The sequence below is a fragment of the Calidifontibacillus erzurumensis genome (assembly GCF_013303125.1).
Lineage (GTDB): Bacteria > Bacillota > Bacilli > Bacillales > Bacillaceae_J > Calidifontibacillus > Calidifontibacillus erzurumensis.
This window is the reverse complement of sequence record NZ_JABTTE010000007.1, coordinates 20997-35691: the sequence shown is the minus strand read 5'-3', so window position 1 is coordinate 35691 and position 14695 is coordinate 20997. Positions and strand designations below refer to the sequence as shown.

The following is a 14695-nucleotide window of genomic DNA, read 5'->3' as shown; positions in this document are numbered from 1 at the left end:
GTTAATGGAATACTCCATTTGCGAACGACTTTTAACAAAAACAATTATTCGTCCGCTCCTTATTATAAGTGAAAATAAGTTTTCTCTGACTTATAATACCACATCAATAAGCCAAAAATATAAAAAATTTTTGTGTCATTTCCCATGTTTCCTGGGATGCAAAGGAAAAAACGTGCAGTGGTTATCCTGCACGTTTTTAAAAAATTAATTTCCTTATTATTAGATTAAGCATTTACTTTAATTTTCTTAAATTCTTCTGTTAATAATGGAACAACTTCAAATAAGTCTCCAACAATACCGTAATCAGCTACATTAAAAATATTTGCTTCAGGATCTTTATTGATCGCAACGATCACTTTTGAGTTTGACATTCCTGCCAAATGCTGAATAGCACCGGAAATACCGCATGCAATATATAAATCTGGTGTAACAACTTTACCAGTTTGGCCAATTTGTAATGAATAATCGCAATATTCAGCATCGCACGCACCACGGGAAGCACCAACAGCACCGCCTAGGACATCCGCCAATTCTCTTAATATATTAAATCCTTCTGCACTTTTTACACCCCGGCCGCCTGCAACAACAACTTTTGCTTCAGTAAGATCGACTCCTTCAGATGCTTTTCGTACAACTTCTTTAATTACAGATCTTAAATCTTTTATTTCAACATCTAATGTTGAAATTGTTCCTGCACGTGATTCATCTTTTTCAAGTGGAGTGATGTTGTTCGGACGGATCGTTGCAAAAATAAGTCCATCGGTAATGATTTTCTTTTCAAAAGCTTTCCCTGAATAAATAGGTCTTGTAAATACAATATTGCCACCTGCTACTTCAACATCCACGCAATCGGAAACAAGACCTGATTGAAGTTTCGCAGCAATTTTTGGAGATAAATCTTTTCCTAGGGCAGTATGGCCGAGCACAATGCCTTCTGGATTTTCTGCATGAATAACAGCTAGCAATGCTTGGGAATAGCCATCTGTTGTATAATTTTTCAATTGGTCATTTTCAACAACGACGACGCGATCTGCACCATAATGGATCATAGCGTTGCCCAATTCTTTCACAGAATCACCAATCAAAACGGCAACGACTTCTCCACCTTCAGCAATGAGCTTACCAGCTGCAATCGCTTCGAAAGAAACGTTGCGCAAACCACCTTCACGAACTTCACCAACAACTAATACTTTTCTTGCCATTGTACGTCCTCCCCCTGTCTAAATTACTTTTGCTTCTGTTTGCAACAATTTTACTAATTCTTTCACTTGATCTTCTAGTTCGCCTTCAAGAATCTTTCCTGCTTCTTTTTTCGGCGGCAAATAAACTTCAATTGTTTTTGTTTTACTAGCTACATCATCTTCATCAAGATCTAAGTCATCTAATTCAAGTTCATCAAGCGGCTTTTTCTTCGCTTTCATAATCCCCGGCAATGAAGGATAACGTGGTTCATTTAAGCCTTGTTGTGCTGTTACTAGAAGTGGCAGCGCAGTTTCAATCACTTCGCTGTTACCTTCAACGTCGCGGACAACTGTTACTTTTGAACCATCAATATCGATTTTTGTTATTGTTGTAACATAGTTAATATTTAGCGCATCAGCTACACGCGGACCAACTTGTCCAGAACCTCCGTCAATCGCCACATTTCCACCTAAAATTAAATCAAATTCTTGTTCTTTTAGGTATTCAGCTAACACAGCTGCTGTTGTAAATTGATCTCCATCTTCAATATCGTCTTCGATATTAATTAATACAGCTTTATCTGCACCCATAGCTAGGGCTGTGCGAAGTTCTTTTTCGGAATCTTCGTTACCAACAGTAACAACCGTTACTTCTCCGCCATGCTTTTCTTTTAGACGAATTGCTTCTTCTAATGCATATTCATCATAAGGGTTAATGATGAATTCTGCTCCATCTTCATTGATTTTACCGTTAGAAATAGTAACTTTTTCTTCTGTGTCAAATGTTCTTTTCATAATTACAAAAATATTCATTGTCAATCCTCCTTATATTTTGCAGCATATCATTCCTTCGTTGAGCGATCGCTCAGTTTTCGACAACAACTTATTTGCCCTTAAATTCAGGACTACGTTTTTCAATAAATGCTTGGATGCCCTCTTTCGCATCTTCTGTAAAAAAGATCTTCCCAAATAAACTAGCTTCTTGTGACACACCTTTTTCAAAAGAAGCACCTTTTGCATATTGCAATAATTCGATAGTATGCCTTAAAGAAATCGGGCTTTTCGCAGCAATTTTTCGTGCTAGTTTCTCTGCTTCTTCAAATAACACTTCTTCAGGATAAGCATGGTTAACTAATCCAAGTGCTGCAGCCTGTTTACCTGTAACTGGTTCGCTTGTGAACATCATTTCTGCCGCTTTTGGAACTCCTACCAAACGTGGCAAACGCTGTGTTCCAGCAAAACCTGGAATAATTCCAAGCTGAAGCTCTGGCAATCCTAATTTCGCATTTTCTCCGGCTAAACGAATATGGCATGCCATCGCAAGCTCCAAGCCTCCACCTAATGCTGCTCCATGAATAGCTGCAATGACCGGCTTAGGAAAGTTTTCAATCCGATTGAACAACTGCTGGCCTCTCTCTGCAATTTCCTTGAAACCTTGTTCAGAATCAACTTCTGTAAACTCTTTAATATCAGCACCGGCTGAGAAAAACCTTCCTTCTCCTTTTAACAAAAGAACGCGGACATCTTCATTCTTTTCCACTTCGTCTAAAACTAGTGAAAGCTCTTTCAATACATCTGAAGCTAAAGCATTGGCAGGTGGTCGATTTAAAATAATTGTAGCAACTTTTTCTTCAATTTGCACAGTAAAATAATTCATTCGTTTCCATTCCTCCCCATCCCTTCAAATCATTAATCAATGACCAAGACCCACTTCCATCATATGCTCTAATATGAGCATATAGACAATCTCTTTTAGAATATTGGCAAATTTCAAAGCAATTTTGGACAAAGAAACTGCCTTACTTTATATATTTACTTCTCTATAAATTGAAAATTTCCTGCATCGGATGCTTGAATTTTTTTCATAATCTATTTTTCTATAAAAAATGTATGTATTAGAACAACCAAGCGGTTGTTCATGATTTTTGTTTTTCTTCATCAATGAGCACACGCCTTAAAATTTTCCCGACAGCGGTTTTTGGAAGTTCATTGCGGAATTCAAATTGCTTAGGAACTTTATACGGTGCTAATTTTTCACGGCAATATTGTTCCAATTGTTCAGCTGTTACGGTCGCTTGATCCTTTAACACGATATAAGCTTTGACAGTTTCTCCACGGTACTCGTCAGGAATTCCAACAACAACAGCTTCCTGAATTGCTTCATGTTCATATAAGACTTCTTCAATTTCACGTGGATAAATATTGAATCCGCTTGCAATAATCATATCTTTCTTCCTATCAACTATATAAAAATATCCTTGTTCATCCATATAAGCAAGGTCTCCAGTTTTCAGCCATTCTCCTTTGTAAAAACTCTTGTCAGTTTCTTCTTCCTGCTTCCAATAACCTTTCATCACTTGGGGGCCTTTAATAACGAGTTCACCAATTTCATTTGGAGGTGCCGGTTCGTTTTTATCCAGGGAAAGGATAAAAGCTTCTGTATCTGGCCATGGAACGCCTATCGTTCCTTTTTTTCCTGAGTCTTTCCATAGAAAATTCGCATGGGTTACCGGTGATGCTTCAGTCAGCCCATACCCTTCCACAAGCCTTCCACCTGTAATTTGTTCGAATTGTTCTTGTACTTCAACAGGAAGCGGTGCCGAGCCGCTAATGCATGCTTCAATCGAGCAAAGATCATAGTCAACGATATCTGGATCATTTAACAAAGCGATAAAAATAGTTGGAGCTCCAGGAAAAATGGTTGGCTTTTCTTTTTCGATCGTCCTGAGTGCTTCTTTCACATTAAATTTTGGCAGCAAAATCATCTTTGAAAAAAACATAATTGCTAAATTCATAACGACTGTCATTCCAAACGCATGAAAAAGCGGAATAATTCCTAAAATTCTTTCTTCACCTTTTTTCATTTTATACATCCAATGCACACACATCGTCGTATTAGAAACTAGGTTAAAATGGGTTAACATCGCTCCTTTTGATTGACCGGTTGTGCCACCCGTATATTGGAGAACTGCAAGATCTTCTTTTGGCTGAATGTTGATTGGGATTTTTTCTGGTGAGCTCTCTTTTAATGCTTTTTGGAATAGATGAGTAGTTTGACCGTGGGCAATTTTTAGATTTTTACCGTGCTGTATTTTCTGAATAAAAGGATAGATGACATTTTTGGGGAATGGTAGGTAGTCTCTGATGCTTGTAACAATGATATGTTCTATTTTCGTTGCGTTTTTTACATTGGATACTCTTTCGTACAATAAATCTAAACAAATGATCCACTTTGCTCCTGAATCATTAAGTTGATGTTCAAGTTCACGTTCTGTATACAAAGGATTCGTTAGAACGACAATGCCTCCTGTAAAAAGAACCCCGAAATAGCTTATTACTGCTTGAGGACAATTTGGCAGCATCACTGCAACGCGGTCGCCTTTTTTGACACCAAGTCCAGAAAGGTAGTTTGCTAATTTTAATGAAGATTCGTAAAGCTCTTTAAATGTAAGTTCTTTTCCTAAAAAGTGAATGGCATTTTTATGCGGCACACTTTCTGCTGCTTCTTCTAAGAAAGCAAAAACAGGCTTTTCTTCATATTCAATGTGATGGGGAATTTCTTTAGGGTATAAAAAAAGCCAAGGTTTTTCCATGTTGTCATACCCCCTACTTGCAATCTCTTATTTTGAATATATTCTGATTGCAATGGGAATATTTCTTTATTTTAGTAGGCGGTTTGAGTTGTGAAATAAAGGTTTTATGAAGCAGGAGGTAAATGTGGGAAGGACAATCATTTGATAAACATTGGACAGTGGAAGGGACATTTAAGATCAAACATACCTGCCACCTAACCCCTGTCCAACTATCTAACCATCTTACGCATTTGTTATCCAATAATAAATTCCGATGATGAAAAAAACCGCACATACGACTAGCAAAATTTTTGCCAATTTCTCCAAGACTTTTCCACTCCTCGTTCCGTCATGATCCTATATTGGCGCCGATCACAAATGATAATCCAATCGAAATAATCATCGCAATAAAACCAACAGCTGTATTTCCTTTTTCAATTTCTTCATCAATGTTAAACTTTGGCGTCAAAAATTCAAAAATAAAATAGCCAATCAACAGCAAAATAAAACCATAGATCCCCCATAACAATGTGGATGCTAATGATTCATTATGCTGAATGGAATATCGAAAAATATTGGCAATCCCAAATATTTTTCCTCCGGTCGCTAACGCAACAGCAAGATTCCCATTTTTTATTTGTTCCATATTATTGTATTTTGTAACAAGTTCAAAAATAGAAAGGAAAACGATTAATGAGAGGACGACAACGCTATAATTGGCTGCTGTTTGAACAAAATTATTTTCCCAGAAATTATTCATGACAGATCTCTCCAAATACGAATCTTTCTTGTAAACGGAAAGGAAGAGGCGTTTCTCGCCTTCCCATCTCCGTTATTTTAATTCGACAACAGTAACACCGCTGCCTCCTTCAGCCATTTCTCCAAGACGAAAGCTTTTTACATGACGATGATTTTTCAAAAATTCATGAACACCTTTGCGCAGGGCACCCGTACCTTTTCCATGGATGATGGAAACGCGTGGATAGCTGGCTAGGAGAGCATCATCAATGTATTTTTCAACTTTAACGATCGCATCCTCATACCGTTCACCACGAAGGTCAAGTTCTAGTTTCACATGATGGTCAGATCCTCTTACTGTTGCCAGCGGTTTTTTCTCAATAGGTGTCGGACTGCTAATGTATTCAAGATCATTTGCTTTTACTTTCATCTTTAATATTCCGATTTGTACTTGAAACTCTTCTTCACTTATTTTTTCAACGATATGGCCTTTTTGATCTAGACTGATGACTTTTACTTCATCACCTGGGAGAAGTTTTTTCTTAATCTGTTTTTTTGTTGGCGTTTGCTTATGTTTTTTTTGTAAACTAGGCACAGCTTCCTCTAGTTTTTTCCTAGCCTCAATCATTTCATGTTCTTTTATAGAATCGGCAGCGGATTGTTTCATTTTTTGCAAGTCTCTAATGATTGCTTCTGCTTCTTTCTTTGCCTTTTCAACCGCTTCTCTTGCTTCTTCTTCAGCTTTTTCTAATAACTTGTTGCGCTCTTCATTAAAAGCAATGATCTGTTGTTGTAGTTCATGGTGGAGTTCTTCCGCATATTTACGGATTTTTTCTGCTTCGATCCATTCTTGCTCCGCTTTTTTCTGCGATTGTTCAAGAGAGAAAATCATGTTCTCGACTTTATTCGTCTCATTGCTCACATAATTTTTCGCGTTCGCAATAATTCTTTCAGAAAGTCCTAGTCTTTTAGAAATTTCAAAGGCATTGCTTCGGCCTGGAACTCCAAGAAGCAGTTTGTATGTTGGACTTAATGTTTCAACATCGAATTCTACACTGGCATTAATAACACCGGTGCGATTATAGCTATAAGCTTTTAATTCAGAATAATGAGTCGTTGCAACTACTTTTGCTCCGCGCATGTAGACATCATCCAAAATCGCGATCGCAAGCGCAGCACCTTCCTGAGGATCTGTTCCCGCTCCTAATTCGTCAAATAAAACCAAGCTGTTTTCATCAACGTGTTTCAATATTTCTACGATATTCGTCATATGGGAAGAAAAAGTACTCAAACTTTGTTCAATTGATTGTTCATCGCCGATATCAGCAAAAACAGATGAAAAAACAGTCATCTCCGAATCATCAAGAGCAGGAATTTGCAAACCTGCCTGTGCCATCAGCGTTAATAAACCAATCGTTTTTAAAGTAACAGTTTTCCCGCCTGTATTTGGTCCAGTTATGACGATTGCCGAATAATCTTCACCAAGAAAAATATCGTTTGGAACGCAATTTTTCGGATCAATCAACGGGTGGCGGGCTTTATATAATTTAATGATTCCTCTTTTGTTCATTTTTGGCTTGGAAGCTTTTATATGTTGACTATAAAAAGCTTTTGCAAAAATAAAATCTATTTCAGCTAATATATCTACATTTTCATAAAGCAGTCCTGCTTCTTCAGCAACAGACATCGTCAGTTCATGCAAAATTCTATCAATTTCTTGTTTTTCTTTAGCTTTCGTTTCTTGCAATTGATTGTTCAAATCAACGACTACTTGCGGTTCAATAAAAAGAGTAGCTCCTGAAGCAGATTGGTCATGGACAATTCCACCGTATGCATGGCGATACTCTTGTTTGACCGGGATTACAAAACGTTCATTACGGATTGTAATAATTGCATCTGAAAGCATTTTTTGTGCCGATTGAGACCTTGTCATATTTTCTAATTTTTCTCGTATTCGGGATTCAGTTGACCGTAATGTCTGCCGAATCGTTCGCAATTTATCACTAGCTCCGTCCATGACATGACCGTGGTCATCAATGCAATTTTTTATGTTCCGCTCCAATTCCGCAAGCGGCTTTATTTGTTTTACATAATCATCTAAAAGCGGCAGTTCAATACCATCTTCGACCATTGCTTCAATAAAATTTTTAATTTGTCTTCCTGCATAAATCGTGCTGGCAACATCAAGCAACTCGCTGGCACTTAAATCGCCGCCAATTTGCGCCCTTTTTAAGCTTGCACGAATATCGAAGATGCCCCCTAGTGGAACTTGTCCTTTTAATCTTAAAACTTTAACCGCTTCATCCGTTTCTTCCTGCCATTTCACAACTTCATCGAAATTGCTAGATGGCTGAAGATTTTCAGCTTTTTCTTTTCCTAATGAAGAAGTAGCATGTTTGGCCAATGCTTCCTTTATTTTATCGAATTCTAAAACGCGAATAACTCGCTCGTTCAATTGTATTTTCCTCCTTTGTCCAAAGAGCCCCTGTATTTCTTAAGGAAAGTTTTTTTATCTTGTCCCTTCAGTATTTAAAACAGGAGCCTTGTCCTATCTATTGTTGCTCTCAAAGCGAGATGATTAATGCCGCTCGTGTAAAAATTTTAATAGTTTATCTAATGGCCATGTATTTAATACCGTTTCTTTTTTAATCCAACCGCGTCTAGCTGTCTTAACTCCCAGCTCCATATGGTTTAACATATCTATGTGATGAGCATCGGTGTTAATGACAACTTTTACTCCCGCATCTTGAGCTTTTTTCAACCATTCTGCAGACAAATCTAAACGATATGGATTGGCATTACATTCAAGAGCTGTATTCGTCTTTTTGGCCAATTCAATTAGCAAATCTAAATCGACATCATAACCTTTTCGTTTACCAATTAAGCGACCGGTTGGATGGGCAATAATATCAACATGATTATTTTCCAACGCTCGAGTGAGACGCTCCATAATTTTATCACGATCTTGCGAAAAGCTGGAATGAATCGCTCCAATAACAATATCCATTTCTTTTAAAACTTCATCATCGAAATCTAAAGTTGCATCAGGCAAAATATCCATTTCAACTCCGGCAAGAATCGTAATATCATCATATAATTCATTCAATCGGTTAATTTCTTCTCTCTGTTTACGTAGCCTTTCCGCCGTAAGCCCGTTGGCAACTCTTAAATATTGGGAATGGTCCGTGATAGCGATATAAGAATAGCCTTTCTTTCTTGCTGCTTCAACCATTTCCTGAATGGAATACGCTCCATCGCTCCATGTTGTATGCATATGGAGGTCGCCTTTTATATTATCCAACGTAATAATGTCAATACTTCCTTCTTTAGCAGCTTCTACTTCCCCTTGATCCTCTCTAATTTCCGGCGGAATAAACTTTAAATCAAAATGTTTGAAAAACTCCTCTTCCGAATCAAACGTTAATAACTCACCTGTTTCCAGCACCTCAACTCCATATTCACTTATTTTCTCACCACGTTCTTTTGCCAATTGACGCATTTTTACATTATGTTCCTTTGAACCAGTGAAGTGATGCAATGTTGTTGCGAAACTTTGCGGAGCAACTAGCCTGAAATCAACAGATACATCATAATCATAACGCAGCACTACCGATACTTTTGTATCTCCGCTTGCAATCACCTCAGTTATTTGTTCAAGTTTTAACAGTTGCTCACGTACATTTTGAGGATTTGTAGTAGCAATAATAAAATCTAAATCTTTTATCGTTTCTTTCATCCTGCGGAGGCTTCCTGCACGAGAAAATTGAATAATATCTGTAAATGTTTCTAACTGCTCTTCAATCGTTTTTGCGATTTGAAGCATGTACCAAATCGGTAATCGATCCGGACGCTTTCCCATCTCATCGATGGCTGCCAAAATTTTTTCTTCCGTCTTCTTGCCAAAGCCAGGAAGAGCTTGAACTTGATTTTCCAAACAACATTTTTTCAAACTCTCAATATCGGTAACATTCAATTCTTGATACAATTTAGCAATCTTTTTTCCACCAAGACCAGGAAGATTTAAGAGCGATAATAAACCGTTTGGAATTTCTTGTTCGAGCTCTTCTAACAAAGTTGACTTTCCTGTATCCAATAGTTCATGTATGACAGCAGCCGTTCCTTTTCCTATCCCACTTAACTTAGAAAAATCGTCTATATCTTTAATACTTCTGTCATCAGCTTCCAAAGCAGCTGCCGCTTTGCGATAAGCAGAAACTTTAAAAGGATTCTCACCTTTTATTTCTAAATATGTCGCTATTTTCTCTAAAGTTTTTATAATATCTTTTTTATTCATTTCCATATCAATCACCTATTCAATAAAAATTAAAGAAGTCCGATCCCCGTTAAAAACCCCCATGTATATTACATGGAGGACTAAAAAGAAAGTTCTTTAAGCTTGCCGGATACAATCGGTGTATGTTCGATCATTCCTTTTGCCAATACAGAATCATTCACGAAAGCTTGGACGGTATCGATCGGTAATAAATTTGCTATATAAAGCAATATAAACATAAGCAAATATACTTCTACCAAACCTAAAGCGCCCCCAAGCCATCCATTGATCGTCCTTAAAATCGGAACATCTGCTAGAAAATTTAACATTGACCCAATCATGCGCAATGTTAATTTTGTACCAAAAAATAGCGCTGCAAAACTGATCGCCCGGTAATAAATTTCTTCTATTTTAATTGTGTCAAATAAGAAGGAAACAGCACTATTTCCATTTAGTGACGGAAATGGCACCCATAGTTTTATGAACGGTGAAATATCATCCGAATAAAAGTACGCAACAACAATAGCTGCGATAAAACTTGCAAAATAGAAAACCTGAAGAATAAACCCTCGCCGAAAACCTATAAAAAAGCCAATGACAAGGATGGAGAGCAAAATGATATCAAACATCGTTTGCTTTTCCCTCTCTTAAAAATATATCATAATACTATACATAATTGATTTAATGATACCACGAATACAAATCATTTTAAAATAATTACAATAAAGGAGAAAAAAGATGTCAAATGCAGTCATTACTGTTTCTAATCATAAATTGACTGAAATGAAAAAGTATTACGATTCTATTGGGGCAATTATAGACGCAAAGCCACAGGGCAGCATATTTGTAGCGAAAACGAATGGATGTACGATTACCGCTTACAAATCCGGTAAAGTTTTATTTCAGGGAAAAAATGCTCAAGAAGAAGTAGCTCAATGGAATAATAGCGAGGCCGATAACCAATTATTTTCTGGAAAAGCTGATACTTCGTCTACAAAAAAGAAAGGTTCGATAACGAAGGCACTAGAGAAAAATTTGCTACCATATAATTTGAGTGAGATGTCCATCATCGGTTCCGATGAAGTCGGCACAGGTGATTATTTCGGACCGATCACAGTGGCAGCGGCATATGTAGCAGGGGATCAAATTAAAAGATTACAAGAACTAGGGGTAAAAGATTCTAAAGATTTAACGGATTCCCAAATTGTAAAAATTGCTGAACAAATCATTCCAATCGTTCCTCACAGCTTGCTTATTTTGCGTAATGAAAAATATAACGAACTTGAACAAAAAGGAATGAATCAAGGAAAAATAAAAGCGCTTCTACATAATCAAGCCATCAGCAAAGTTATAGACCGAGTTTCCGGAGATTCTCAAATAGATGGGATTTTAATTGACCAATTTTGCCAACCAGATGTTTTCTTTCGCTATTTAAATGGAAAAGAAATCCCTTGGAAAACAAAAAACTATTACTTTAGTACAAAAGCGGAACGTATCCATATAGCCGTTGCGGCAGCTTCAATTATTGCGAGATACGCATTCGTGAAAGAATTCGAAAAACTTAATAGTTTAGCTGGGTTTGAACTACCAAAAGGTGCTGGGGAAATCGTTGACAAGAAAGCTGCTGAATTTATTGAAAGGTTTGGTGAAGAAGCTTTAGTCAAAGTCGCCAAATTGCATTTTGCCAATACGGAAAAAGCAAAACAACTCCTAAACAAAAGGTAACAATACTAATTGCAATTTAGTGTGTCGTTTGACCACTTTTTTGGCTATAAACTTACCTGTCAACATGCTCATTGCCTTTCTGAGTTTCTTAATGCTTTTCAAATGTTTTAGGATGAACATTGATACGGGCAGAGGGCAGAATTAATCATTGGTTTATGAAGGCGATTGGAAAATGTTTTTGTTAGTGACTAAATTTACAGCATGATATAAAAAGTTTTGGAAATAATGATAGTTGAAGTTTAACTTTTGCAAATTTATTTTTTAAGGGGAAATTGGATGATGGAAAAAACTTTTACAGTTACGAAAGAAACAGGAATTCATGCACGGCCGGCAACTGTTCTTATTCAAGAGGCAAGTAAATTCAATTGTGATATTAATATAGAATATAAAAATAAAAAAGCAAACTTAAAATCGATTATGGGTGTCATGTCTTTAGGAATTCCTAAAGGAGCTCAAATTAAAATTATAGCGAATGGCACGGATGAAAAAGAAGCTTTGCAAGCAATAGAAGAGGTTTTTAATAAAGAAAGTTTAGGTGAACCGTCTTAAGTGATTATAAGAAATTAAAAAAGCTGAGCTTGCTTTTTGACAAACCCAGCTTTTTTCTTGTAGAATGACTTTTTCATCGTCTGAACCACATTCGTCTAAATGTTATCCTCTTAATACTGCTCCAAGCTTTTCTTCCACTGCTTTTAATACTTTTTCATGGGCTTTTGCAACCTCTTCATCTGTTAAAGTTTTTTCCGGGTCAAAATAACGCAATGAAAATGCGATTGATTTTTTGCCTTTTTCTAAATGTTCGCCTTCGTATAGGTCAAAAATTTTAACTTCCTTCAATAAGTTGCTGCCTGCTTCTTTTATAACATCTTGCACTTGGCCTGCTAAGACGTCTGCATCAACGACTAAAGCAATATCACGAGAAATGGATGGGAACCGCGGAATTGCTTCATATTTAATAGCGTCAACGTCCGTATTTAACAGTTTATGAAGATTTAACTCAAACACGTAAGTCGGGTTTAAGTCAAGCTCTTTTTGTTTTTCAGGATGAACTTGGCCAACATAGCCCAAATATTCTCCATCAAGTTTAAGAATAGCTGTTCTACCTGGATGAAGTCCGTCTTTCTTGCCTTGTTCATATACAATTCGGTCTTCTAAGCCCAGCTTTGAGAATAATCCTTCAAGAATACCTTTTGCAACGAAGAAATCAACTGCTTTTTTCTCACCTTGCCAAGAGTGAGAGTGCCATAAGCCGGTAATAGCACCTGCTAGATTTTCTCTTTCTATTGGAAGTTCTGCATTGATTTTTTCTTCTGAAATATATACTTTTCCGATTTCGTATAATGCAACATCGTCAATTTGCCGAGCATTGTTATGACTAATAGATTCCAACAAGTGTGGGATTAAACTTAAGCGTAACGTGCTTCGTTCTTCACTCATCGGCATTGACAAGCGAATTGGCGTTGCCTTTGTTGTTTCATCTTTGAACCATTCAGCTTTTTCACTGCTTGTTAAAGAATATGTTACGGCTTCGGTCATTCCAGCTCCTTCTAGGAAGCTGCGTACTTTACGGCGCTTTCTTTGATAGTCGGTCAATTTACCAGGAGTAGCATCTCCGATTGGCAACGTCGTTGGAATAAAATCATAGCCATAAAGGCGGGCAACTTCTTCAATTAAATCTTCCGGTATTGAAATATCGCGTCGTCTCGATGGAGCAGTAACAGTAAATTCCCCATTTTGTTCCGTATATTCAAATTGTAGCCTCGCAAAAATATTCGCAATCTCTTCTGTTGCTATGCTCGTTCCAAGCACTTGATTAATGCGATCTGTAGAAATAGAAACTTTTACAGGTTCTTTATCCAAATAATTTGCTTCAACAACACCTTCAAGAATTTCACCACCGCATAGTTCTGCCATTAGAAGAGCGGCACGATCGCATGCTTCCTTCGTCATCAATGGGTCGATTCCTTTTTCAAAGCGAATGCTTGCTTCACTGCGCAAACCGTGATCTTTAGAAGCTCTGCGAATCGTTTGTCCATTAAAAACAGCCGATTCAATTAATACATTGACCGTTCCTTCATGAACTTCGGAATTGGCTCCTCCCATCACACCTGCTAAAGCAACTGGTTCCGTACCATTTGTAATGACCAGCTGTTCTTCCTTCAATGTACGTTCTTGATTATCAAGTGTAACAAGCTTTTCCCCTTGTTTTGCACGGCGGACTAGAATTTCTTTTGAACCTAACCGGTCATAATCAAAAGCATGTAACGGTTGACCATATTCGATTAACACATAGTTTGTAATATCAACTACATTGTTAATAGGACGAATGCCAGCAGCCATTAAACGCATTTGCATCCATAATGGCGATGGGCCAATTTTTACTCCCTTAACTAAGCGAGCAGCATAATATGGACAATCTTCTTTAGCATCGATCGAAACAGTAATATAATCAGAAGCTTTTTCTTTTGTTTCAGTAACAGCCGGTTTTGGCAACTTCACACTGCGGCCTAAAATGGCTGCAACTTCATAAGCTACACCGAGCATGCTTAATGCGTCTGAACGGTTTGGCGTTAAACTTAATTCCAACACTTTATCATGCAAATTCAAATATTCGAGTGGATCAGATCCGACTTCTACATCAAATGGAAACACAAAAATTCCTTCACTATATTCTTTTGGAACAAACTTCGATTCAATGCCTAGTTCTTGGAGAGAACAAATCATTCCGTTTGATTCTTCTCCGCGCAATTTTGCTTTTTTAATTTTAAAATTCCCAGGCAAAACTGCACCAATTTTAGCAACAATAACCTTTTGTCCCGCAGCAACATTTGGTGCTCCACAAATAATTTGCTTCGGCCCATCCTCTCCCAGATCCACTTGGCAAATTCTTAATTTATCAGCCTGTGGATGTTTGGCACATTCAAGCACATGGCCGATTACAACACCTTGAATTCCTTTATTTAAAACTTCAACTTGCTCAACTTCAATTCCGGCTTTCGTTATTTTATCCGCAAGCTCTTCAGCTGTAATATCACTTAGATCTACATAATCTTTTAACCAATTATAAGATACTAACAAAATTAACCCTCCTTATAAATATGTCTAGCTCAAGTACACATTTTTCTAAAGTTAGTTCATATGGGGAGAAAGCCATGCGGTACTATATCGAATCGTTAGTTTCGCACCGCTTTTTTATTTTGCAATTA

11 protein-coding genes are annotated in these 14695 nt (G+C 37.2%); 2 read left to right on the top strand and 9 right to left on the bottom strand.

What is annotated here, in order from left to right:
* Positions 1-224 precede the first annotated feature (224 nt).
* From HR057_RS07150 to HR057_RS07115, 8 genes are all read right to left on the bottom strand, one after another.
* The gene (locus HR057_RS07150) at positions 225-1202 is read right to left on the bottom strand and encodes an electron transfer flavoprotein subunit alpha/FixB family protein (protein WP_173730755.1); all 978 of its coding nucleotides are present in this window, start codon (positions 1200-1202) and stop codon (positions 225-227) included.
* Positions 1203-1220: 18 nt separating this feature from the next.
* The gene (locus HR057_RS07145) at positions 1221-1994 is read right to left on the bottom strand and encodes an electron transfer flavoprotein subunit beta/FixA family protein (RefSeq protein ID WP_173730754.1); all 774 of its coding nucleotides are present in this window, start codon (positions 1992-1994) and stop codon (positions 1221-1223) included.
* A gap of 70 nt (positions 1995-2064) precedes the next feature.
* Positions 2065-2838 (bottom strand): enoyl-CoA hydratase, encoded by a 774-nt coding sequence (locus HR057_RS07140; RefSeq protein ID WP_173730753.1) that lies wholly within the window; start codon positions 2836-2838, stop codon positions 2065-2067.
* Between the two features lie 259 nt (positions 2839-3097).
* Positions 3098-4774, bottom strand: coding sequence for an AMP-binding protein (locus HR057_RS07135; RefSeq protein ID WP_173730752.1), 1677 nt, complete (start codon positions 4772-4774; stop codon positions 3098-3100).
* Between the two features lie 328 nt (positions 4775-5102).
* Positions 5103-5513 (bottom strand): DUF350 domain-containing protein, encoded by a 411-nt coding sequence (locus HR057_RS07130; RefSeq protein WP_173730751.1) that lies wholly within the window; start codon positions 5511-5513, stop codon positions 5103-5105.
* A gap of 72 nt (positions 5514-5585) precedes the next feature.
* A complete protein-coding gene (locus HR057_RS07125; protein ID WP_173730750.1) occupies positions 5586-7946 on the bottom strand; it encodes an endonuclease MutS2 in 2361 nt (786 codons plus the stop codon).
* A gap of 123 nt (positions 7947-8069) precedes the next feature.
* Positions 8070-9791 carry a DNA polymerase/3'-5' exonuclease PolX gene (gene polX, locus HR057_RS07120; protein WP_173730749.1) on the bottom strand — a complete coding sequence of 574 codons (1722 nt, stop codon included), beginning with the start codon at positions 9789-9791 and terminating at the stop codon, positions 8070-8072.
* Between the two features lie 74 nt (positions 9792-9865).
* Complete coding sequence (locus HR057_RS07115) at positions 9866-10393, bottom strand: CvpA family protein (protein WP_173730748.1); 528 nt, start codon at positions 10391-10393, stop codon at positions 9866-9868.
* Between the two features lie 109 nt (positions 10394-10502).
* Here HR057_RS07115 and rnhC point away from each other — a divergent pair, with 109 nt between their 5' ends.
* Positions 10503-11489, top strand: coding sequence for a ribonuclease HIII (rnhC, locus tag HR057_RS07110; protein ID WP_173730747.1), 987 nt, complete (start codon positions 10503-10505; stop codon positions 11487-11489).
* A gap of 276 nt (positions 11490-11765) precedes the next feature.
* On the top strand, positions 11766-12038 hold the full coding sequence (locus tag HR057_RS07105; protein WP_329955849.1) for a phosphocarrier protein HPr: 273 nt from the start codon (positions 11766-11768) through the stop codon (positions 12036-12038).
* 102 nt (positions 12039-12140) lie between these two features.
* On the opposite strand, the gene pheT is transcribed toward HR057_RS07105, so the two are convergent.
* Complete coding sequence (gene pheT, locus HR057_RS07100) at positions 12141-14567, bottom strand: phenylalanine--tRNA ligase subunit beta (RefSeq protein WP_173730745.1); 2427 nt, start codon at positions 14565-14567, stop codon at positions 12141-12143.
* Positions 14568-14695: the final 128 nt, after the last annotated feature.

What these genes read in the sequence shown, in the direction of transcription:
- HR057_RS07145 (WP_173730754.1), bottom strand. Translation starts at nt 1,994, where the DNA reads ATGAATATTTTTGTAATTATGAAAAGAACATTTGACACAGAAGAAAAA.
- rnhC (WP_173730747.1), top strand. Translation starts at nt 10,503, where the DNA reads ATGTCAAATGCAGTCATTACTGTTTCTAATCATAAATTGACTGAAATG.
- HR057_RS07130 (WP_173730751.1), bottom strand. Translation starts at nt 5,513, where the DNA reads ATGAATAATTTCTGGGAAAATAATTTTGTTCAAACAGCAGCCAATTAT.
- HR057_RS07105 (WP_329955849.1), top strand. Translation starts at nt 11,766, where the DNA reads ATGATGGAAAAAACTTTTACAGTTACGAAAGAAACAGGAATTCATGCA.
- HR057_RS07150 (WP_173730755.1), bottom strand. Translation starts at nt 1,202, where the DNA reads ATGGCAAGAAAAGTATTAGTTGTTGGTGAAGTTCGTGAAGGTGGTTTG.
- HR057_RS07115 (WP_173730748.1), bottom strand. Translation starts at nt 10,393, where the DNA reads ATGTTTGATATCATTTTGCTCTCCATCCTTGTCATTGGCTTTTTTATA.
- HR057_RS07140 (WP_173730753.1), bottom strand. Translation starts at nt 2,838, where the DNA reads ATGAATTATTTTACTGTGCAAATTGAAGAAAAAGTTGCTACAATTATT.
- HR057_RS07135 (WP_173730752.1), bottom strand. Translation starts at nt 4,774, where the DNA reads ATGGAAAAACCTTGGCTTTTTTTATACCCTAAAGAAATTCCCCATCAC.
- polX (WP_173730749.1), bottom strand. Translation starts at nt 9,791, where the DNA reads ATGGAAATGAATAAAAAAGATATTATAAAAACTTTAGAGAAAATAGCG.